Origin of the sequence: Cupriavidus pauculus, from assembly GCF_008693385.1 — a bacterium.
In the GTDB taxonomy this organism is placed as follows: Bacteria; Pseudomonadota; Gammaproteobacteria; order Burkholderiales; family Burkholderiaceae; genus Cupriavidus; species Cupriavidus pauculus_D.
The window spans coordinates 2392540-2414311 of sequence record NZ_CP044065.1 but is presented as its reverse complement, the minus strand read 5'-3'; the positions used below and the strand labels follow the sequence as shown (position 1 = coordinate 2414311).

Here is a 21772-nt window from a genome sequence, read left to right as displayed (position 1 = left end):
AAAAAGGTGCTGCTTTTTGCTTTTTGTTGTGCTGCGCGCGGTTATGTTTGCGATGTGTGAGAAGCCGCGATGCGCGCTCGCGTAATACGCCCTTCCCTAACCCATGGGGAAGGTCAGGGCAGATTAGACGGCTTTTTATGGCAAAAGGCTACCCCTTTCGTGGGGTAATGGCCGAATCTCACCCGGTCGCGTCGGGTTTCGTCGCGAAATTCAGACAGTCCTGTCACAAGCCGGCGGCGCGGCTATTTGCAGGCGGTGGGCTGGCTTGCCGGAATGCAGACGCGAACCTGACCCATCGCGCCGATTTCCACCAGCCGGCTCGCGCTTTCGATGCGAAAGCCAATATGCTGGCGTCCGCCCGGCGGGCCTGCCGCAACCACACGGCCCACCGGCGAGAACGTGACGGCATTCGCGCCCGGCGTCAGGGCGGCGAGGTCGGAGGACAGGCGGTCCTCCAGGAGGAGCACGGCATCGCGTCCGTTGAACTGGCCGCGAGGCGGGTCGTGCTCGACGAACACGCGCCAGCCCTCCTGCCACCCCGTGCCGAGCGGGGCGACGCTGACGTAGGTGCGCCGCGCGATCGCCGTGGTCCGCGCCATCGTCAATGCGGAGGCCAGACGCTCGGTGGTCGCGGCAACGCGATGCTCGCGGACGAAAGTCGCCGCGCTGGGGACCACCGCGGCCATCGCGATGGCGGCAATGGCCAGTGTGGTGACGAGTTCGATCAGCGTGAAGGCCCGCTGCCGGTCTATGGCCCGCGTCACCAGCACTCCCGCTTGTTCAGATACTGATTCTGCGTCCACACCAGGCGCTCGCCGGTACTGCGAAGCACGAGCGCGCCGCATGGATCGCCCGTGCCTTGCGCCGTGGCGCGAAGCTCGACGCAGTGGCCATTGAACGCGCCGCAGCCTTGTGCGGACAGTACGAATTTTCCGCCGTCCGACTTCTTCTGAAAGCCGTCCCAGAGCACGTTCGTGTTCGGCTTGTAATAGGTATTGGCGTCCGAATAGTGCTGTTCGAACTGCTGCATGGCGGAGAGCAGCGCGGCGCTTGCATCGGCGCGGCTCGCGCGGCGCGTGTGCTCGATGTATTGCGGATACGCAATCGTGCTCAGTATTCCGATGATGGCAACCACCGTCACCAGTTCGATCAGCGTGAACCCGGTTCCCGTTCCCGGACCCGTTTCGGTTTGCGACACGAGCGGCCTCCTCATGGCTTCGCGGCCGGCTGCGCGCGCGGGTCGGGGTGGCGAATCTCGCGCCAGCTCAGGCGGCCGGCGATCGACGCGACGCGTGTGGGGGGCGTGGGTCTGGCCTGGCCGGTCGTGCCGAGACTCAGCACCTGCTGCGTTTCGGCCTGGCGGATCTGTCCGGTGTTGTTGCGCGCGTCCACGACGGGCTCGCTCGATACGGTCACCGGCGGCCCCAGAATCCCCTCCGCCGACAGGGTGCCCGACACCGTATCGCTGGGCAGCCCCGTCAATGCATTGAGCGCGTAGTTGCGGCTGCTGCCGGGCGAACTGCAGGACCTGGTGCTGGTGGTCATGGAATTGAAGTGGACGAAGCCGCCTTGCAGCGTGGCGGGTCCGACCTGGCGTTCGGCTGGCTCGATGAATTCGAACACCCACCCCGGCCTGGCGGGCGACACGTGGCCGGGCGGGGTTCCCTTGCCGAGCCATGCGACCGCGGCTCCGTTATGCGCCGGCATGGCAATCAGCGTGTTGAGCCTGCCGCGGTGCTCCACCCGGCGCTGACCATCGTCGAACACGCCATAGAACGCGTTGGAGTCGGATGCGTCCTGTCGTGCGTCCGCCAGTTCGTAATACTTGCCGGTGCCGAACAGCACCATATGGCCGCCGCCCGCATGGGCCACGCTTGGCGCCATCGTGATGGGGCGGGGCTCGCCCGCGGTGGACGTGGCGCTGAAGAATGGCGTGCCCCTGGGTTCCCCATAAGCGGGGATGGCGCCATCGCGGCCCCCATGCCACGTCGATGCGCCGCGTGTGAGATCGAACTTCCAAAGCTGCCCGAGCAGATCGCCGGCATACGCGGTCTGGGTCACGCCTGCCGCGTTGGCGACACCGGTCGGCGCGCTCAGTCCGTTCGGATGTTGAAGCGCTTCCGGGATCATGCCGCGCGGCGTGACGATCTTGTAGTAGTTCCGATCGAGCTGCCACCGTTGCCCGGCGGGCTTGTCGAGGCGAAGCAGAAACAGCACGCCCGACGCGGCCGGATTGGCGTGGCCGTCGTCCAGGTTGGCATTCAGGCCGTTACCGGCGATGACGAACCATGCCTCGATGGGGGCGCCGCGGTTATCGGTGCCGGTGCGCAGCTTCGCGATGATCGGCGCGCTCATGACGTTGCCCATGTCGGCATCGTCGCGATCGGTGAACTCCCAGAGCACGTCGGCCGCGCCGAACGCGCGCCCGCGCTGGCCGCCTTCGGGATCGGTGATATCGAGCGCATACAGGCCCTGGCCGCCGCCGCCGAGGCCGCCCGCCAGCACCGTGCGCCAGGTACCGCCGATTTCTGCATCTGCCGTCACGGGTGTCGCATCCACGAAGTTGCGGTGTGCATAGGCTGGAGAGGTCAGCTGGTTGAGGGCGGGCACCACGCTGCGCGGCACGTACGCGAACACTTCGTGCCCCGTACGCGCGGCAAAGCCATGCAGCATGCCGTCGTTCGCGGCAAGGTAGACCATTGGCGTGCGCGCCGCATAGCGGGTACGGAAGGCTTCGTAGCGCGCGCCGCCCGCGCCGGCATTGCCGGACGGGCCGCCGACATGAACCGGGCCGGCATTCACCGCGTCGCCAAGAACGTTGCGACGGCCGCGGAAGGGGCGCGCGTTGCGCGGAGTCGCGGTCTCCTGGGCGCGGTCGCCACGGACATATTCCGCGCGCTGCTCGCCGCGGCCGTCGGCGGTGCCGGTGTCAGGGTCGATGTCCAGCGATGTCTTCTGTGCCGCGTCGAGCGCTGCCCACGTGAAGGGCATGCCGCGGCCGGCGCTGTCGAGCGAGAATATGGCGCGCGAGGTGTGGGCGCGCGTGCCGAGGCGCTCACCGGCTTCCCACTGCGCGGAGGCCAGCGCGATGCCCTTGCCGGGGTCCACGCGAACGTCGTATGCCGTGAGCGTGCCATTCCACTGCGCGTCGTAGCCCGGGACGAACGCCAGCGGTGGCGGGCCGCCACGGCGAATGCTGTGGGTGCTGAGCGCCATGCCGCCGGTCCCCGCCACGCCGCTCGAGATCTGCGCAAAGATCTGCTTGATCGCATCGATCATCTTGCGCGGCTGGCTGGCCAGGAACCAGTTGTAGGGCAGGTTCGATCCCGGCGGCGCGGCTTCCCATTCCCTGTCGCTGGCCGCGACCGCGCCATCCGCGCCGAGCGCCTGGAAGGGATTCCCATCGGCATTGCCGCCCTCCGCGAGCTCGTTACGGAAGCCGCCGTATTTCGCGGCGAGATAGATCTGCGAGTGTCTGTGCCAGTCGTGGATGGTGCCGTCGCCGCCTTCGTTCACGTCGATGGCGTAGGTGGTCACGCGCGCCTCCTTTCGCTGGGGATGGAACGCGGAGGTATGCGCCCAGTAGGCCAGACCCGCGACGTAGTAGGACCGGCGTGACGAGCCGTGCAGGAACTTCGCGCCGAGGCTCAGGAAGTCGGCCGGCAGTGGCTTCGCATTGCCGGTCGAGGCGGGCGTGTTCGTCTCGAGTCTTCCCACCTTGTCGGTCTCGGCCATCACGTCGAGGCCCGAGTAGGGATCGACCGGGCGAGGCGCATCCCCGGTGACGCCCTCGGGTTTCGTGTTGCCGGGAACGTAGTTGTCGAAGTTGGTGTTGATGTCGCCGATGAGAATGACGTAGTTGCGCTGACAGTTGCCGAGCAACGGGTCGTCCAGCGCCTTCCAGTCGCGGTAGGCGGGAAAGCTGTCGGTAAAGTTCTGCCACCCGTCGGCGAACGCCTCCGGCGTGGGGCCGTCCGGATGCCTGTGGAGGTAGCGGAGGCTCTCGTAATACAGTTCGCCGATCGGATCGTATTGCTTGTAGCTGCCCGAAGGGTTAGTGCCAGGGGCGCCCATGCTCGCGTGCTGCGTCCGGCCGAACTTGTTCAGGTAATTGATCACGCCACTCTGGCCGTACGTCTTGTCGCCCAGCGGATTGGCTCGCAGCACACCATCCTTGTCCCATTCGGGCGCGGGGTTGCCGGTGGGCTGGAACTTGTCGTCGGTGGCGGTTGGGCCAACGTATCTCATCGGTGCGCGAAGCACGCCGCCATACCGGTTCCAGTCACTGTCGTTCAGATAGCCGAACGCGGCAAAGCGCGCCTTGCCGGCGTTGCGCTGCATCTCTCCGATCGGCTTGTAGTTGCTGCCTTGATAACGATGGCAGAGGTCGCCTCGGGAGGTCGCTTCGCCGCCGTCGCAGACCTTCACCTGCACGCGGAACGCGCGCCGCTCCGTGGCCGTGTCACTGTATTCACCAGGCCAGTAACAGTCCGCACTGGGATCGTAAGTCGGCGAAAAGAAGACATGATTGCCGCAGGATGCGATATACAGATTGCCGTGCGCGAAAGGCGTTACTTTCGACGGCTCGCTGTTCTCTCCGCTTCCATCGAGTCCCTTCAGCGGGAAGGTCCAGTGCGACGCGAAGAAGTTCGACGGCAACAGGGCCCGCTGCAGGACCGTTTCGCTGGGCGTGTCGATGACGCGATCCCCACCGGTCATGGCCATCCGAAACACGTCCATCGCGGACGCGGTGGCCCAGTTCATGAAGTTGCCGCTGAACTCGCCCTCCGTCGCGACGACGCATTCGTATGCCGCGTCCGTGTTGCCCTTGCCCACAAAGTAACCAGCCCCCTCGTCGTAGCTGTAGCAGCGGTTGGGGTTGAAGTAGCCCAGGTACGTCTCGGTTTTCCGGTAGGGCCCGCGATATGCCGCCCCGACGGTCGGGAACTCGACCGATAGCGTGAGCATCACGTTCGAATACGCACTCTCGAGCGACAGCGACAGCGGCGCCGTTGCGATGTCGATCGTGGGAGTGGGTTGTGTGGATGCCGCGAGCGCGGACGTCAGGGGCGCGGTGAGCGATGCGGCCAGCAGCATGGCGCGCGCGCGTCGTATCGTCCGTACGATGGGATCGAAGCACATGTTCAGCGATTGGATTTGCGATAGACCGACTGCACCATGGCGCGTGTGTCCGGATGAGGCCCGAAACCAAGTGCCGTGATGCGATAGAGGTAGCGCAGTCCATCGGCTTGCGCGCCGATGGACTGATCGACCACGAGTTCGATGAGATAGCGGGGCGGGCGGGAAGGCATCGCGCCCGTGCCGGTCTGGAAACGCCGGCCCGTGAAGGTGCCGAACGCCACCGTGCGGGGCGTGGTCGTGGCGTCCCAGTCGACAACGTTCCATATGTCCCCGTCCGCGGCGTTGGGCAGGCAGAGGCCGAGATAAGGCTGCGCGCCGGCCGCGCCGGTATTGCATCCCTCGATAAACCCCTCCGACGACCGCGTGGAAAACAGCGACGAGCGGCTGCGTGCGTCCGGCGATGCCTCGATGTCGAGTTCCGCGTCGCGCAACGCGGCCTCGGCCGCCTGGAAGGCGATGTCCATGTCCCGCATGTGGCGGGCATTGCGTTTGCCATCGAGCGCCACGCGCGCGCCCGTGATGGCGAGCAGCAGCACCACGACAAGCATGGTCAGCGTGGTGACGAGGGCCATGCCGCTGTCCCCGCGCATGGACGGCACCCATCGCGTCAGCCGCACGATGGATCTCCGCTCGTGGGGCAGGCCAGTTGATTTCGCAACTGCACGGTGCTGGTGAACACGCGGCGGACGATATCGGGCGTCTTGCCGGTCTCGACGCGATAGTCGGGATCGTCGGCGGCGCCGAACATCGCGAGCGTGGTGGTGGACGTGGTGGTGGACGTGGTGCCGGAGGTGGTGCCACGGCGGCGATGGTCGCCGCGCAGCAGCAGCGAGACCGTGACCGTCGCCACGTTGCGCCAGTCGTCGGCTGTCATGACCCGTGCAGGCACGACCTTGTCCGGCATGCCGTCACCGGCCGTCGATATGCCATAGAGCAACTCCATGCGCTCGACGCCGCGTATCAGTTCGACGTCGGCGGCGCCCGCACCGGCGCCATGCCGGCAGATCAGGCTTGCGGTGCCGTCGGCGGCGTGGCGCACGAAGAAGAGCGAGGCGCCCCGCGGGCTGTCGCCGTCGGGGGCCGGCACACCTTCGCCCGCACAGTCGATGACCGTGTCGTCGGCCGCTGGCGAGCCAGCCCGGCTCGCACCGTAGAAGCGGATCAGCAACGCATCGGTCTTCGCGGACGCGCCCGTGCATTGCAGCGTGCCGTGCGCCACGGCAGGCGCGTCGCAGTCGTCGAGCCCCAGCAGCATCGGCATGGCGGCGTCTCGCTTCGCGCCCGGCGGCACGTACCCCGCCTGCCGCAGCTGGCTCGCCACGGCATCGAGTGCTAGCCAGCCACGCTCGTCGAGCGTGCTGCTGTTGGCGATGGCGTTCTGGTTGCCGCGGCTCATCGTATAGAGCGCGAAGCCCGCGGCAAGGATGATCATGCCCATCACGAGCGATGTCAGCAGCTCCACCAGCGTATAGCCGTGGCATCGCGCATGCGAAGCGGGCCGTGCGGTATGCCGTGTCATGGGCCCGCCAGCGTGCTCGTCACGACGACGAGCTGGACCACCGCCTCGCCGTCGCCGGCCTTGCCGCCGCTCGCCCCGGTTGCGTGGGCATTTCCGCCTCCCGAACGGGGGACCCAGCCGAGCTTGATCACCAGTGGCGAGCGCACGCCGGAGGCAGGAGGCGTGCATGCCCACGCGCCACCAACGGGAACGCGCGGCGCCGCATCGGCGCACACCACGCCGCGTCCGCCCGGCAGGCTGCCGGTGACGCGGCGGCTCCATTCCTCGACATCGCGCTGCTCGCGGCGCGAGGCGCAGTCCTGCCCGGTGCAGCCGTTGGAGAGCGGGTCCGTGCCACGCCCGGTAAAGGTGGCGGTATCGACGGCGCGGTAGCCGCCATCGCGCACGCGCGCCGCGTTGGCGCGCATGCGCTCGGCCATGTCATGGGCGAGCGACGAGGCGACGAGTTCGTAAGTGGATTGCTGCGAGAACCGCAGCGAGTTGGCGAGCAGGTTCGCCACGCCGAGCACACCGATGCCGAGAACGAGCACGGCCACCAATGACTCGATCATGGTGAAGCCGGTACCGATGCGCATGCGGCGCAGGGTCATGCGCGTGCCCTCCCGTGTTCACCGTGTCTGCAACACGGGTGTCACGAATCAGTCGGGGGGCGACGATGGTTTGCTACGACGTGCGCGCGGGGCGCCGTCGCGTCCGCGATTTAACCACTCCTGCCGGGCTTGCGGGACGACGTTGAGAATTCTTCAATCACTTCACGGAATTCCGACACATCCTCGAAACTGCGATAGACGGAGGCGAAGCGGATATAGGCGATCTTGTCGAGCTTGCGCAGTTCGCGCATCACGAGCTCGCCGACCTGGCTGCTCGGGATTTCCTTCTCGCCGAGGGCGAGCAGTTTCTCTTCGATCTGCGTGATGGCGAGGTCGATGGCCTCGGCCGAGACGGGACGCTTGCGCAGGGCCAGCCGCATGGAGTCCTGCAGCTTGGAGCGCGCGTAGTCGACGCGCGAGCCGTTCTTCTTCACGATGGCCGGGAAGAACAGTTCGATGCGTTCGTAGGTGGTGAAGCGGCGATCGCAGGTTTCGCAGCGCCGGCGGCGGCGCACGGTGTCGCCGTCCTCGGAGACACGGCTATCGAGAACCTGGGTATTGGAGTGACCGCAGAAAGGGCATTTCATGCCGGGCCGCCTGTTGGGTTGGGGGGCGTCCCTCTCCCCGCCAGGGGAGAGGGAAGGGACTGTCGCAGCTTAACCGTAAACCGGGAAGCGCTTGGTCAGCGCCGCCACCTGCTCGCGCACCTTGGCGATGTTCGCTTCGTCGTGCGGGTTGTCCAGCACGTCGGCGATCAGGTTGCCTACCAGGCGGGCTTCCTCTTCCTTGAAGCCGCGCGTGGTCATGGCCGGCGAGCCCAGACGCACACCCGAGGTCACGAACGGCTTTTCCGGGTCATTCGGAATCGCGTTCTTGTTCACGGTGATATGCGCGTCGCCGAGGATCTTCTCGGCTTCCTTGCCGGTGATCTGCTTGGCGCGCAGGTCCACGAGCATCACGTGGCTCTCGGTCTTGCCCGACACGATGCGCAGGCCGCGCGCGATCAGCGTCTCGGCCAGCGCGGCGGCGTTCTTCACCACCTGTTGCTGGTAAGCCTTGAACTCGGGAGTGAGCGCTTCCTTGAACGCGACCGCCTTGGCGGCGATCACGTGCATCAGCGGGCCGCCCTGGATGCCGGGGAAGATGGCCGAGTTGATGGCCTTCTCGTGCTCGGCCTTCATCAGGATGACGCCGCCGCGCGGACCGCGCAGGCTCTTGTGGGTCGTCGTGGTGACGAAGTCCGCGAACGGCACCGGGTTCGGGTACTCGCCGGCGGCGATCAGGCCCGCGTAGTGGGCCATGTCCACCATGAAGTAAGCGCCGACTGCCTTGGCAACCTTCGAAATACGTTCGAAGTCGATACGCAGCGCGAAGGCCGAGGCGCCCGCGATGATCAGCTTGGGCTTCTTCCCGTGCGCGAGCTTTTCCATCGCGTCGTAGTCGATGTCTTCCTGCGCGTTCAGGCCGTAGCTGACCACGTTGAACCACTTGCCGCTCATGTTCAGCGCCATGCCGTGCGTCAGGTGACCGCCCTCGGCGAGGCTCATGCCCATGATGGTGTCGCCCGGCTTCAGCATCGCGAAGAACACGCCCTGGTTCGCCTGCGAGCCCGAGTTCGGCTGCACGTTGGCGGCTTCGGCGCCGTAGATCTGCTTGATGCGGTCGATGGCCAGCTGTTCGACCACGTCGACATATTCGCAGCCGCCGTAGTAGCGCTTGCCGGGATAGCCCTCGGCGTACTTGTTGGTCAGTTGCGAACCCTGCGCGGCCATCACGGCCGGCGAGGTGTAGTTCTCGGAAGCGATCAGCTCGATATGGTCTTCCTGGCGCTGGTTTTCCTTCTGGATCGCGGCGAAGACCTCGGGGTCGATCTGGTCGATCGTAAAGCGGCTGCGTTCGAACATGGCGTCACTCGTCTGTAAAAAGGGAATTCAGAGGGCACCGATTGCAATTTACGTCACATTGCATCGGCAAATTCTGGAAACAGGCGTTGGAGAGTAGGGCGTGCGGGGAGGCAACGGCGTCCGTGCCAGAGATTCCGTTTCCAGACGGAACCGACGGCACAGGGCGCACCCTGCTTCCCATTCGCTGCCCAGGCGAGCGGCAGGCATGTTCGCATAGACTTCATAAAGCCTTATGCGGCATGCCAGAGAACTTGCGCTTCCTCGTGGTAGTGCCCACTGACTTCGCCAGTTGCGCAAGATGGAATGGTTGACGCGGATTTTACTGCTTCGCGCGCCGGTCTGCAAATGACCCCGCGCCGCGGCGCTTCCCGCCAGCCCGCTTCCCGCAAAGCCGCGCCGGTGCTGGCTCGCAACTTGCTGTTGCAAAGTCGTCTGCGGGTTAACCACGTATGAGCGCCGCACTCCGTTACAATGCCGCCCATGTCGATTTTCGTGTGGCCGCTGCGCGTGTACTGGGAAGATACCGACGCAGGCGGCGTGGTGTTCTACGCCAACTACCTCAAGTTTTTCGAGCGCGCCCGCACGGAGTGGCTGCGCTCGCTCGGCATCGAACAACAAAGGCTCGCCGATGAAGCCGGCGTGGTCTTCGTCGTACGCAGTACGGCCGTCGAATACAATGCGCCCGCCCGGCTGGACGACCAGTTGGAGATTCGCACGCGCGTGGAACGGGTGGGGCCGGCTTCGGTCCAATTCGCCCAGGAAGCGTGGCGCGGCGAGCTGCATCTGGCGGCCGGGTCGATTCGGGTGGGGTGCGTCGATAAGAGCACTTTTCGCCCGGCTCCGATTCCCAATCCCGTCCTAGAAACGATAAAGAAGACTCGATGAATCCGGTGACCGTCACGCAAGACCTGTCGATCATTTCGCTGGTATTGAACGCCAGCCTGCTGGCACAGGCCGTCATGGCACTGCTGCTGGTCATGTCCCTCTTCTCGTGGACCTATATTTTCCGCAAGCACCTGGCGCTGCGCGCCGCGCGCACGCAGACCGAGGGTTTCGAGCGGGACTTCTGGGCGGGCGGCGACCTGCAGGCGCTCTATAACAGCGCCGTGAACAATCGCCACAACACGGGCGCGCTCGAACGGATCTTCGAGTCGGGCATGGGCGAATTCCTGAAGGCGCGCGAGCGCAGCAACGACGCCGGCGCGCTGCTCGACGCGGCACGCCGCGCGATGCGCGCCGCGTACCAGCGCGAGATGGACGTCCTCGAGTCGCATCTGCCGTTCCTCGCGTCGGTCGGTTCGGTCAGCCCGTATATCGGCCTGTTCGGTACCGTGTGGGGGATCATGAACGCGTTCCGCGGCCTGTCGAACGTCCAGCAGGCGACGCTCGCCTCGGTCGCGCCCGGCATTGCCGAGGCACTGGTCGCCACGGCAATCGGCCTGTTCGCCGCGATTCCGGCCGTCATCGCCTATAACCGCTATGCCACCGAGATCGACCGCCTGGCGATCCGGTTCGAGAGCTTCATGGAAGAGTTCCTGAACATCCTGCAGCGTCAAACGCGCTGAGCCGGAGCTAACAGATATGGCAGCCATCCAGCGTCGCGGCGGCTCCCGCCGCCGGGCCAGCGCCGAGATCAACGTCGTGCCGTATATCGACGTGATGCTCGTGCTGCTCGTCATCTTCATGGTGGCGGCACCGATCGTGAACCCGTCCGTCGTCGATCTGCCGTCGGTCGCGAATGCCACGCCGCAACAGAAGGCGCCGCCGATCGTCGTGTCCGTGCACGAAGACGGCTCGCTGACCGCGCGCGGCAAGGATGCATCGGGCAAGACGTTCGAGAGCAAGCTCGACAAGCGTGGCCTGCTGGACTTCGTCCATCAGCGCCAGAACGAGAATCCGGACCAGCCGGTCGTGATCGCCGCCGACCGTGCCGTCAAGTACGAAGCCGTGCTCGACGTCATGTCCGTTCTGAAGGCCGACGGCGTGAAGCGCGTCGGCCTGATGGTGAAGTCCAAATAAGCGTCGCGTCCTCTCGTGGCCACTCTGTCCTCGCAACACCCGTCCTCGCGACCGCCGCGCAAAGTCCGCGCGGCCTATCCGTACGAGCCCGTCAAGGAACGCGGCACGCTGCCGTCTTTCCTGCTTGCACTGTTCATGCACGTGCTGCTCGGCATCGTGCTGTATTTCGGCGTGCACTGGCAGAGCAGCACCCCGGTCGGCGGCGAAGCCGAACTCTGGGAAGAAGTGCCCGACGTCGCGACGCCGCAGCCCGTGCCCCCGCCGCCGCCGCCGGTGGAGCAGCCACGCCCCGTGCCTGCGCCGCAGGTCCGCAGCAAGGCCGAAGAGGACGCCGATATCGCGCTGGAGCAGCAGAAGCGCAAGCTCGCGCAGGAGCAGGCCGCAAAGGAAGAGGCCGCGCGGCAGGACCGCCTGCGGCAGGAGCAGCAGCGCAAGGATCAAGAGCGCAAGGAGCAGCAGCGTCAGGACGAACTCCGCGCGCAGCAGGAAGCCCAGCGCAAGGACGACGCCCGCAAGAAGGCGCAGCAGGAACAACAGGAACAGCAGCGCCGCAAGGACGCCGACGAGAAGGCGAAGGCCGACGCCAAGGCCAAGGCCGATGCGAAGGCCAGGGCTGAAGCCAAGGCCGAGGCAGACGCCAAGGCGAAGGCTGATGCCGAAGCCAGGGCCAAGGCGGCCGACGAAGCGAAAGCCAAGGCCAAGGCCGACGCCGATGCCAAGGCCAAGCGCGAAGCCGCGGCCAATGCGCAGCGCAAATCCGAACTCGCGCGCCTGCAGGCGCTGGCCGGTGGCGGCGCGGCGGTCAGCGGCGGTGGCGTGGGCAATGCGAGCGGCTCGGGCGCGGGCTCGGGTGGCAAGGCGTCGCCCGGCTATCCCGATCGTGTCCGCCGAAAAGTGCTGCCGAACGTTAATTTTGGCGGCGATACGTCGAACAACCCGACGGCGACCGTCTCCGTTCAGCTGGCCCCCGATGGCACGGTGCTATCGGCGCGCGTGTCGCGCAGCAGCGGCAATTCCGGCTGGGACGATGCGGTCCTGCGCGCGGTGGAAGCCTCGAGCCCGCTGCCTCGCGACGAGGATGGCAAGGCGCCAGGCAGCATCACGTTGCAGTTCCGCCCCCGCAACTGAGGGGAAACCGAGGCGTTAGGTAGCTAAGCATATGATTTGCAACAGAATGCAACCTTCATCGCTGGGGATCGACACCGTCGCTACCATGAACGGTTGCCTGACGCAGCCGGCAGTGTGCAAGACGTACGCAAGCACGGGATGCGCCAGCCGCACCTTGTGCCTTGCTGGTCTTGCGCCTCGCCGAGCCCGATGAATCTTGATATCGACTTGAGGAGCAGCATGCGAAAGCTTTGGGTCCCAAACTGGCTGTCGGACCGTGCACTGATCGCCCGCGCACTGATGGCGTGGCTCGCCGCGGCATTGACCCTGACCGCGGGCATCGCGCACGCCCAGCTGAATGTGGAAATCGTCGGCGTCGGCTCGACGCAGTTCCCGATTGCCACCGCCAACTTCCAGGGCGAAGCGCAGGCACCGGTCAACCTCACCGCCATCATCCGCAGCGACCTCGTCAACAGCGGCCGCTTCCGTAACGTCGACCCCGCCGGCGCGACCGTCGCTGAAACCGCGAACGTCGACCTCGGCAGCTGGAAGGGCCGCGGCGCCGATGCCTTCGTGGCCGGCAGCGTGACGCCCGCGGGCAACGGCCAGTTCGAGGTGCGCTTCCGCCTGTACGACACGGTCAAGCAGCAGAGCCTCGGCGGCCTGGCCTTCACGGTCGGCCCGAACCAGCTGCGCGTGACCGCGCACAAGATCGCGGATTACATCTACGAGAAACTGCTCGGCGAGCGCGGCGTGTTTGCCACGCGCCTGTCGTACGTGTCGCGCGTGGGCAATCGCTACCAGCTGCTGATCTCGGACTCCGACGGCCAGAACGCGCAGGTCGCGCTGTCCAGCAACGAGCCGATCATCTCGCCGGCATGGTCGCCGGACGGCCGCCGCGTGGCCTACGTTTCATTCGAAGCGAAGAAGCCCGTGGTGTACGTGCATGACCTGGCCACCGGCAAGCGCGTGCTGGTCTCGAACCAGAAGGGCAACAACAGCGCTCCGTCGTGGTCGCCCGATGGCCAGCGCCTTGCCGTGGCCCTCTCGCGCGACGGCAACACGCAGGTGTACCTCGTGAATGCCGACGGTTCCGGCCTGCGCCGCATCTCGCGCAGCAGCGCCATCGATACCGAGCCGCAGTTCTCGCCGGATGGCCGCAGCATCTACTTCACCAGCGATCGCGGCGGCGCGCCGCAGATCTATCGCATGCCGGCAAACGGGGAAGAATCCGGTGCGGCACAGCGCGTGACCTTCAAGGGCAACTACAACGTCAGTCCGCGCCTCTCGCCGGACGGCAAGTACCTGGCCTACATCACGCGCGCGGGCGGCTTCAAGCTGCAGCTGCAGGACCTGTCGAACGGTGACGTGACGTCGCTCACGGATACCTCGAACGACGAGTCGCCGAGTTTTGCTGCCAACGGCAAGTACATTCTGTACGCCACTCGCGTGGGAGGCCGCGCGGTCCTGGCAGCGGTGTCGACCGATGGTCGCACCAAACAGGTTCTCTCCCTCCAGTCCGGCGAGGTTCGCGAGCCGTCCTGGGGTCCTTTCATGCAATAACGCAATAACAGAGGAGTAAATCGCCATGCCCCAAATGATGACCAAGACTCTCGCTATCGCCGCGCTGCTCGCGCTCGGCGCCTGCAGCTCCGGTGTGAAGCTCGACGACGCCGCCAAGTCCGGCGCCGGCACCGGCGGATCGGCAACCGATGGCCGCGCGGTGGCACCGGTGGACGTGTCGCGCGACCCGCTGAACGACCCGAACGGCCCGCTGGCCAAGCGCAGCGTGTACTTCGACTTCGACAGCTACACCGTGAAGTCGGATTACCAGAGCGTGCTGTCGGCTCACGCCCAGTACCTGAACGCCAACAAGAGCCGCAAGGTTCTGATCCAGGGCAACACCGACGAGCGCGGCACCAGCGAGTACAACCTCGCGCTGGGCCAGAAGCGCGCGGAAGCCGTTCGCCGTTCGCTGAACTCTCTCGGCGTGGCCGACTCTCAACTGGAAGCCGTGAGCCTGGGCAAGGAAAAGCCGAAGGCCCTCGGTCACGACGAAGCCGCGTGGGCTGAAAACCGCCGCGCCGACATCGTTTACTGATCCACGGACGAGCCTTCATGAACGCACGCGTATCCACCTTGCTTTGGCTGGTTGCCGCCACCGGCGGCCTGCTGGCTGCCACCCAGGCGCACGCCGGCGTCTTTGACGACGACGAGGCGCGCAAGGCCGTGATCACCCTGCGAGACCAGTTCAACGGTTTCCAGGCCACGGCTTCGCAGCGTATCGACCAGAACAGCCGAGTCCAGCTCGACATGCAGAACCAGCTCGAAGGTCTGCGTCAGGAGGTGGCTCGTCTGCGCGGTCAGAACGAGGTGCTGCAGAATCAGGTGGACACGTTGCAGCGTCAGCAGAAGGACTACTACGCCGACCTCGACGCGCGCCTGAAGAAGTTCGAGCCGCAACAGGTGACCGTCGATGGTCGCGAGGGCATGTCGCAGCCCACGGAGAAGCCCGAGTATGATGCCGCGCTCAAGCAGTTCCAGAGCGGCGACTTCAAGGGGGCGGGCAGTGCGTTCTCGTCGTTCGCGCGCAAGTATCCGCAGAGCCCGTACCTGCCGCTCGCACAGTTCTGGCTCGGCAACTCGCTCTACGCGCAACGCGACTACAAGGGGTCGATCTCGGTCCTGCAGAACATGGTCGAGGCCAATCCCACGCATCCGAAGGCACCGGACGCGATGATCGCCATTGCGAACAACCAGCTCGAATCCAACCAGAAAGCGGCTGCGAAGAAGACGCTGGAGAACGTGGTGGCCAAGTACCCGGGCACGGAAGGCGCCCAGGCGGCAAGCAATCGCCTGAAGACGCTGAAGTGAGCCCCGTGAACGTTTGATCGGGTAGTTGGAAGGTCATGACAGAAAGCCCGCGGTTACCGCGGGTTTTTTGTTTTTTGGCACGACGCGGAGGCCCGCTCGCGGGTGGGATGCCCAGACGGGCTAAAATACGCGTTTCCCCCGCCGTACCCCGAATTCCCCCAGGTTCCCCCAATCATGACCAAACGCGCCATCGTCCTGCTTTCGGGCGGTCTCGACTCCGCCACCGTCCTTGCCATGGCCAATGCGCAGGGCTTTGAAACGTATGCGCTGTCCATGCGCTACGGCCAGCGCCATTCGTCCGAACTCGAGGCGGCCAAGCGTGTGGCCGCGGCCCTCGGCGCGGTGCGTCACGAGATCATCGATCTCGACCTGCGCCGCTTTGGCGGGTCCGCGTTGACCGACGACGCGTACGAGGTGCCGACCGATGGTGCGGTTGGCGGTATTCCGATTACCTACGTGCCCGCGCGCAACACGATCATGCTGTCGCTCGCGCTGGGCTGGGCGGAGGCCGTCGGCGGTCGCGACCTGTTCTTCGGCGCCAACGCGGTGGATTACTCGGGCTACCCCGACTGCCGCCCGGAATATGTGTCCGCGTACGAGGCGCTCGCGAATCTGGCCACCAAGGCCGGCGTCGAGGGCGATCGTTTCCACGTGCATGCGCCGATCATCGACATGACCAAGGGCGAGATCATTCGCGCGGGCACGCGGCTCGGCGTCGACTACGGGCTGACCGTGTCGTGCTATCAGGCGGACGACGATGGCCGCGCGTGCGGGGTCTGCGATTCCTGCCGCATCCGCCGCGCGGGCTTCGAAGCCGCGGGCGTGCCCGATCCCACGCGATATCAGGACCCCGCCTGATACCCGTCGCGACACCCGACCCATACCAATAAATAACAAGACGGCCCCGACATGCCCGAAGTCAATCTTTCCGCGGTCACGCAGACCGTGCTGTGGAGCACGTTCGCGCTCACGTTCCTGTTTGGCGCGATTCTCCAGCGCACGCACTTCTGCACTATGGGTGCGATCTCGGACGTGGTCAACATGGGCGACTGGAATCGCCTGCGCATGTGGGGCCTCGCGATCGGCGTCGCGATGATCGGCACCGGCGTGCTTGCATGGGCGGGGCAGATCGATCCCACGCGTACGATCTACACCGCGGCGAAGCTCGGCTGGCTGTCGGCGATCGTCGGCGGGTTGCTGTTCGGCTTCGGCATGGTGATGGCCTCGGGCTGCGGCAGCAAGACGCTCGTGCGCATCGGCGCCGGCAACCTGAAATCGGTGGTGGTGTTCGTGTTCCTGGGCCTGTCCGCGTATATGACGCTGCGCGGCGTGTTCGGCGTAGTGCGTGTGAACACGGTGGATGCGGTCGCCGTGACGCTGCCCGCGACGCAGGATCTGCCCTCGCTGATCGCGCAGGCCACCGGCATCGCGCGCGGGACGCTGCAGCTCGCGCTCGGCCTCGCGTTCGGCGCGATCGTCGGCGGCTGGGCGCTCGCGGGCCGCGATTTCCGCTCGTTCGACAACCTGCTCGGCGGCATCGCGGTGGGGCTGATCATCGTCGCCATGTGGTACGTGTCCGGCCATCTCGGCTATGTGGCCGAAGACCCCAACACGCTCGAGGAAGTCTTTGTCGCGACCAACAGCGGCCGCATGGAAAGCCTGAGCTTCGTCGCGCCGTATGCGTATACGCTCGACTGGCTGATGCTGTTCAGCGATACGAGCAAGGTGCTGACGATCGGCATCGTGTCGGTATTCGGCGTGATCGCCGGCGCCGCGGTCTGCGCGCTCGCCACGCGCACGTTCCGCTGGGAAGGCTTCGGCGGTCCCGAGGATGTGGCCAACCATATGATCGGCGGCACGATGATGGGCATCGGCGGCGTGACCGCGCTGGGCTGCACGATCGGCCAGGGCCTGTCGGGCATCTCGACGCTTGCCATCGGCTCCTTCATCGTCTTCGCCGCAATCGTCGTCGGCGCGGTTCTCGCGTTCCGCTACCAGCTCTGGCGCATGGGTTGACGCTCCGCGGAGACCTCCTTATAATCGCGGATTCTGTTTTTCCGGGTCGTTAGCTCAGTCGGTAGAGCAGCGGACTTTTAATCCGTTGGTCGCGTGTTCGAGTCACGCACGACCCACCAGCATGTCGAAGGGCCTGTGGCGCACGTCACAGGCCCTTTTTGTTTGTGTTGCGCCTCTGCGTCGGTCCCTGATCGGGTGTTGCCTTATTAGGTTTCGCCTATGGAGACAGGCGAGGCACATGGCGAGAATCGCGGATTCTTTCGACTCTGTTCCGCCGCCATGAAGTCAAACCTGCGTTCCATTTCCTCGTCCTTCCTCGCGCCGCTCGCGGCGTCCGCCCTCGTGGCCGCATGCGGAGGGGACGACCCGCCGACGCCTCGGGCCGCCACCGCTTCGCCGGCCCCGCAGGCAGCGCCGGCGCCCACCTCGAACCCGATCAATTCCCGTGAGCTGGACGCGGAGCGCGTTGCCTGCACGGACTTCGACGAGTACGTCAACGGTCAATGGCGCGCCGCGACGCCGCTGACGCCCGAAGGTCAGCAGATTGCGAGTCCGATGACAACCGCCGCGCGTAACTCGGCGGACCTGCAGCGGCAGATTGCGAGCGGCGGCGGTGCCAGCGCGGAAGCCAGGCTTCTAAAGGCGTTCTACGATGGCGCGAGCAATCGCGATGCCATCGAGCGCGCGGGCGCGGCGCCCGTGCTGACCGCGCTCGCCCGCATCGACGCCATCGGCGACGCGGCGGCACTGACCACGCACCTGACCACGCCCGATACCGCCGACGGATCGTCCACCATCCTGCTGATCGCGCAGGAAGGGTTCGACGAAAACGGCCCGGTACGAAACCTGGCGACGGTCGTGGTGCGCAATCCTCAGGGCACGCCGGAGATGTATGCCGACACGCAGGCGGCGGTTGCCAGTCGCGAGCCGTATATTCGCGCCAATGCGACGCTCTTGCGCCTGGCCGGCGTGGCCGACGCGGATCAGGTGGCGAAAACCGCGTTCGAGACCGAGGCGCGCATCGTCAGGCGATCGCAGCCCGGCGCGGGCGCCGGTGCGCCCGACGGGTATCCGCCCCCGCCGTATGTGCTGGTCACGGTCGAGGAAGGCAACCAGAGCGTCAGGAACATCGAATGGGGCGCGTTCTTCGTCGCCCAGAACGTGGCGCGGCCGCGGAGGTTCGCGATCAGCGGCACGGATCGGATCGGGAACATCGACCGGATGATCGCGGAGGTGCCGCTGACGGAATGGAAGGCCGCGCTCAAGGTCTGGGCGCTGCAGGATGCGGCGCCGCATCTTTCCACGGCGTTCCAGGAGGCGCTGTACAAGGGTTCGCATGACCACCCGAGCGACCTCGTGCTGGAGGATGAGAACTGGCGCCGCGTGATGTCGACCATCAATACGATGGCGCCGCTGAAGCAGGCAATGAGCACGGAGTATGCCAAACGCGCGATGACGCCGCGCACGCTCGAAGTGGCCGCGAGGATGGTCGACGACGTTCGCGCGGCGTTCCGCGCGCGCCTGGACAAGGTGGAGTGGCTGTCACCCGAGGCACGCGCGAAGGCGGTGGAGAAGGAGCGGCTGATGCAGGTCGTGATCGCCTCGTCGGACGCCAACATGGACGTCTCCTCGCTCGTCCCGCAAATGTCCGGTTATCACTTCGCCAACGTGCAGGCGGTGAAGCGCTTCGACTTGCATCGCATGCGCGCGGCGATCGGCACCGAGACGGATCTGACCCCGCCCGGCGCCGATAATCAGGTCGCCAATGCCTCCTATTGGCCGGAGCGCAACCTGATCGTGCTGAACGCGGCCATGCTGCAGGCGCCCCTGTTCGACCCGGATAGCGACGCACCCTTCAACTACGGGGGCCTGGGTGCCGTGATCGGCCACGAGATCTCCCATGGATTCGATACGAACGGTGCCAGATTCGATGGCACGGGCAAGATGGGTCAATTGTGGGAGCAGGAAGACTATGGCCGCTTCTATGGCCGCGCCGATGCGCTCGTGAAACAGTTCAACGCCTACGAGGCGGCTCCCGGCCTGTTCGTCAACGGCGCGCGTACGGTCAACGAGAATATCGCCGACCTCGGCGGTGTCCACACCGCCTACGATGCCCTGCAGGCGCGCCTGGCCAGTTTCCCGGCGGAGAATCGGCTGATCGACGGCATGTCGCCGATGAAACGTTTCTTTGTCAGCCGCGCGCAATTCGATCGCACCCGGCAGACCCCGGCGTACCTCGTCGAAATCGTGACCGAGGGCGTGCATGCGCCCGCGCGCTTCCGCATCAATGGACCGCTGTCGAACATGGAAGCCTTTGCTGCCACGTTCCGCTGCGAGCCTGGCCAGCCGATGGCGCGCAAGGCGGAAGATCGCGTGGTGATCTGGTAACGGCGACGCGAGCCGTTTCACCAGGAATCGGCGGATGGCGATGGACCGGATGGCGTGAAAGCCGAGAATGCGGAAGGTACTCACCCGCCCATTCGCCGCCATGAAGCCGTCTCTCTTCGTACCGTTCGCCGCCGCCGCCGTGGTCGCATGCGGGGGCGATGATTCGTCCCCGCCCCCGTCCCCACCTCTGACGCGGGGCGCCGTGGGTGGGCAGGCTGCCGCCTCGAACCCCATCGACAGCCGGGGCCTTCAGGCCCCGAGCGCTGCCTGCACGGACTTCGACGCCTACGTCAATGGGAAATGGCGCGCCACGACGCCGTTCACGCTGCCGGGGCAGGCGGTCATCAGTCCCTCGCATACCGCGGAGCGCAATGCCTACGACATCCAGCGGCAGATCGCAAGCGGCGGCGGCACCAGCGCGCGGCTGAAACTGCTGAAGGCCGTCTACGATGCCGGCATGGATCGGGCGGCCATCGAGCGAGCGGGCGCGGCGCCGGTGATGCCCGCGCTGGCGCGCATCGATGCCATCGGCAACACCGACGCGCTCGTCGCGTACCTGATGAAGCCGGACGACGACGACGGGAGTTCCGTCATCGGACTGGGTGCGGAGAAGCGGGTGCCGGGCCTGGCGCCGGGCCAACGGCTGGACCTCAATATGGCCATCGTCTCGGTGCGGGCGCTCGGTGTCATGCAGCGTGCCTTGTACACGGACACCACGCCGGAGAGTGGGGCGGCGCGGGATCGGTACCTGCGCATGAACGCGTCGCTGCTGCGCCTCGCGGGCGTCGCCGACGCGGAGCAGGCGGCCGCGCTGGCCTTCGACGCCGAGGCGCGCCTGGGGAGGATACTGCCGGCCGCCGCGGAGCCCGCGGACCCCGTGGGCAAGATGTCGGTCGTGACCCTCGAGGAAGCCAATCGCGCGGTCGAACACATCGAATGGCGCGCGTATTTTCGCGCGCAGGGCATCACGCCACCCGCGAAGTTCGTCGTGGCGGACATCGCATGGATAGAAGCGCTCGATCGCATGATCGCCGAGGTCCCGCTGACGCAATGGAAGGCCACGCTCAAGGTCTGGAAGCTGCAGGATGCGGCGCCGTATCTGTCCGCCGCGTTTCGCGAGGCAGGCGGTCCGGCCGACGGCGGCATGGCGAATGGCCTGGTGCTGGACGACCCGCAATGGGGCGACGTGCAGCAGGCCATCAGTACCTTGCCTGCGCTGGCGCAGTCCATGAGCATGGAATACGCGGCGCGCGCCGTTACCCCGCAGTCCATCGAGGTGGCCACACGGCTGGTGAATGACGTGCGCGCGGCGTTCCGCGCGCGCCTGGCCCGCGCGGCGTGGCTCTCGCCCGAAACGCGCGCCCGCGCGCTGGAGAAGGAGCGGCAGATGAAGGTCTCGGTGGCCTCGCAGGCGGACGCCGTCGATGTATCGGCGCTCTTGCCCCAGATGACTTCCGTGCATTTCGCCAACCTGCAGGCGGTGCATCGCTTCGACCTGCAACGCGTGCGCGCCGCCATCGGTACCACGACCGATGTGCTGCCGTTCGACGCCGCGCAGTACATGGTGAATGCCACTTACGTGCACGACGAGAATGCCATCCTGCTCCACGCCGCCATGCTGCAACCGCCGATGTTCGATCCGAACGACGATGCCGCGTTCAACTATGGCGGGCTCGGCGCGATCATCGGCCATGAGATATCGCATGGTTTCGATACCCAGGGCGCCGGGCGGGACGGTACGGGCACGATGGTCGATTGGTGGCAGGCGGACGACAGGCAGCGCTTCATGGCGCGGGCGAGCGCGATGGTGAAGCAGTTCGACGCTTACGAAGGGGCCCCGGGCGTGTTCGTCGATGGACGGCGCACGGTCAACGAGAATATCGGCGACCTTGGCGGCCTCAACGCGGCCTACGATGCATTGCAGGCCCGGATGGCCAGCTTTCCGGCGGAGAATCGGCCGGTCGACGGCCTCTCGCAGGCCCAGCGCTTCTTCATCAGCTGGGCCCAGCGCTTCCGCGTCAAGCAGACACCGGCCGCCGTCGCCGAATCGCTGGCTTTCGGCGAACATGCGCCCGCGCGCTTCCGCATCATCGGCCCGCTGTCCAACATGACATCGTTCGCGGCCGCTTTCGGTTGCGCGCCCGGGCAGCCGATGGCCCGCGGACCGGACGAACGTGTCGTGATCTGGTAACCGTACCGGTAATGGTGTGCGG

19 protein-coding genes, 1 tRNA gene and 1 riboswitch are annotated in these 21772 nt (G+C 66.2%); of the genes, 12 read left to right on the top strand and 8 right to left on the bottom strand.

Annotated features, from left to right (window positions below; all coding sequences use genetic code 11):
* Positions 1-242: 242 nt before the first annotated feature.
* The 8 genes from FOB72_RS11095 to glyA form a co-directional block, all read right to left on the bottom strand.
* On the bottom strand, positions 243-764 hold the full coding sequence (locus tag FOB72_RS11095; protein ID WP_191002136.1) for a GspH/FimT family pseudopilin: 522 nt from the start codon (positions 762-764) through the stop codon (positions 243-245).
* Positions 761-1198 carry a type IV pilin protein gene (locus tag FOB72_RS32870; protein ID WP_317889530.1) on the bottom strand — a complete coding sequence of 146 codons (438 nt, stop codon included), beginning with the start codon at positions 1196-1198 and terminating at the stop codon, positions 761-763. The genes FOB72_RS11095 and FOB72_RS32870 overlap by 4 nt, the downstream gene beginning before the upstream one ends.
* A gap of 11 nt (positions 1199-1209) precedes the next feature.
* On the bottom strand, positions 1210-5097 hold the full coding sequence (locus FOB72_RS11085; protein WP_150372558.1) for a pilus assembly protein: 3888 nt from the start codon (positions 5095-5097) through the stop codon (positions 1210-1212).
* A 47-nt stretch (positions 5098-5144) separates the two neighbouring features.
* A complete protein-coding gene (locus tag FOB72_RS11080; protein ID WP_223851305.1) occupies positions 5145-5759 on the bottom strand; it encodes a PilX N-terminal domain-containing pilus assembly protein in 615 nt (204 codons plus the stop codon).
* Complete coding sequence (locus FOB72_RS11075; RefSeq protein WP_191002135.1) at positions 5750-6661, bottom strand: PilW family protein; 912 nt, start codon at positions 6659-6661, stop codon at positions 5750-5752. The genes FOB72_RS11080 and FOB72_RS11075 overlap by 10 nt, the downstream gene beginning before the upstream one ends.
* Positions 6658-7251, bottom strand: coding sequence for a type IV pilus modification protein PilV (gene pilV / locus FOB72_RS11070; RefSeq protein ID WP_150372556.1), 594 nt, complete (start codon positions 7249-7251; stop codon positions 6658-6660). Before pilV ends, FOB72_RS11075 begins: the two co-directional genes overlap by 4 nt.
* A gap of 110 nt (positions 7252-7361) precedes the next feature.
* Positions 7362-7838 carry a transcriptional regulator NrdR gene (gene nrdR / locus FOB72_RS11065; RefSeq protein WP_150372555.1) on the bottom strand — a complete coding sequence of 159 codons (477 nt, stop codon included), beginning with the start codon at positions 7836-7838 and terminating at the stop codon, positions 7362-7364.
* Positions 7839-7907: 69 nt separating this feature from the next.
* The gene (glyA, locus tag FOB72_RS11060) at positions 7908-9155 is read right to left on the bottom strand and encodes a serine hydroxymethyltransferase (RefSeq protein WP_150372554.1); all 1248 of its coding nucleotides are present in this window, start codon (positions 9153-9155) and stop codon (positions 7908-7910) included.
* A gap of 179 nt (positions 9156-9334) precedes the next feature.
* A riboswitch (ZMP/ZTP riboswitch) is annotated at positions 9335-9458 on the bottom strand.
* A 177-nt stretch (positions 9459-9635) separates the two neighbouring features.
* On the opposite strand from glyA, the gene ybgC reads away from it, so the two are divergent.
* The 12 genes from ybgC (at position 9636) to FOB72_RS11000 (ending at position 21750) form a co-directional block, all read left to right on the top strand.
* Entirely contained in the window at positions 9636-10040 is a 405-nt protein-coding gene (gene ybgC / locus FOB72_RS11055) for a tol-pal system-associated acyl-CoA thioesterase (protein ID WP_150372553.1), read from the top strand.
* Entirely contained in the window at positions 10037-10720 is a 684-nt protein-coding gene (gene tolQ / locus FOB72_RS11050; RefSeq protein ID WP_179592817.1) for a protein TolQ, read from the top strand. Before ybgC ends, tolQ begins: the two co-directional genes overlap by 4 nt.
* Positions 10721-10736: 16 nt before the next feature.
* Positions 10737-11174: a protein TolR gene (tolR, locus tag FOB72_RS11045; RefSeq protein ID WP_150372552.1), complete on the top strand. Its 438-nt coding sequence runs from the start codon at positions 10737-10739 to the stop codon at positions 11172-11174.
* Positions 11175-11189: 15 nt separating this feature from the next.
* Positions 11190-12302 (top strand): cell envelope integrity protein TolA, encoded by a 1113-nt coding sequence (tolA, locus tag FOB72_RS11040; RefSeq protein ID WP_150372551.1) that lies wholly within the window; start codon positions 11190-11192, stop codon positions 12300-12302.
* A 219-nt stretch (positions 12303-12521) separates the two neighbouring features.
* Entirely contained in the window at positions 12522-13844 is a 1323-nt protein-coding gene (tolB, locus tag FOB72_RS11035) for a Tol-Pal system beta propeller repeat protein TolB (protein ID WP_150372550.1), read from the top strand.
* Between the two features lie 25 nt (positions 13845-13869).
* Positions 13870-14382 (top strand): peptidoglycan-associated lipoprotein Pal, encoded by a 513-nt coding sequence (gene pal, locus FOB72_RS11030; RefSeq protein WP_191002134.1) that lies wholly within the window; start codon positions 13870-13872, stop codon positions 14380-14382.
* 17 nt (positions 14383-14399) lie between these two features.
* Entirely contained in the window at positions 14400-15155 is a 756-nt protein-coding gene (gene ybgF / locus FOB72_RS11025; RefSeq protein WP_150372549.1) for a tol-pal system protein YbgF, read from the top strand.
* A gap of 174 nt (positions 15156-15329) precedes the next feature.
* Complete coding sequence (gene queC / locus FOB72_RS11020) at positions 15330-16013, top strand: 7-cyano-7-deazaguanine synthase QueC (protein ID WP_150372548.1); 684 nt, start codon at positions 15330-15332, stop codon at positions 16011-16013.
* A 51-nt stretch (positions 16014-16064) separates the two neighbouring features.
* On the top strand, positions 16065-17171 hold the full coding sequence (locus FOB72_RS11015; RefSeq protein ID WP_150372547.1) for a YeeE/YedE family protein: 1107 nt from the start codon (positions 16065-16067) through the stop codon (positions 17169-17171).
* A 43-nt stretch (positions 17172-17214) separates the two neighbouring features.
* Positions 17215-17290 (top strand) — tRNA-Lys (locus FOB72_RS11010).
* A 160-nt stretch (positions 17291-17450) separates the two neighbouring features.
* Positions 17451-19559 (top strand): M13 family metallopeptidase, encoded by a 2109-nt coding sequence (locus FOB72_RS11005; RefSeq protein WP_191002133.1) that lies wholly within the window; start codon positions 17451-17453, stop codon positions 19557-19559.
* A 100-nt stretch (positions 19560-19659) separates the two neighbouring features.
* Complete coding sequence (locus tag FOB72_RS11000; protein WP_191002132.1) at positions 19660-21750, top strand: M13 family metallopeptidase; 2091 nt, start codon at positions 19660-19662, stop codon at positions 21748-21750.
* Positions 21751-21772 lie beyond the last annotated feature (22 nt).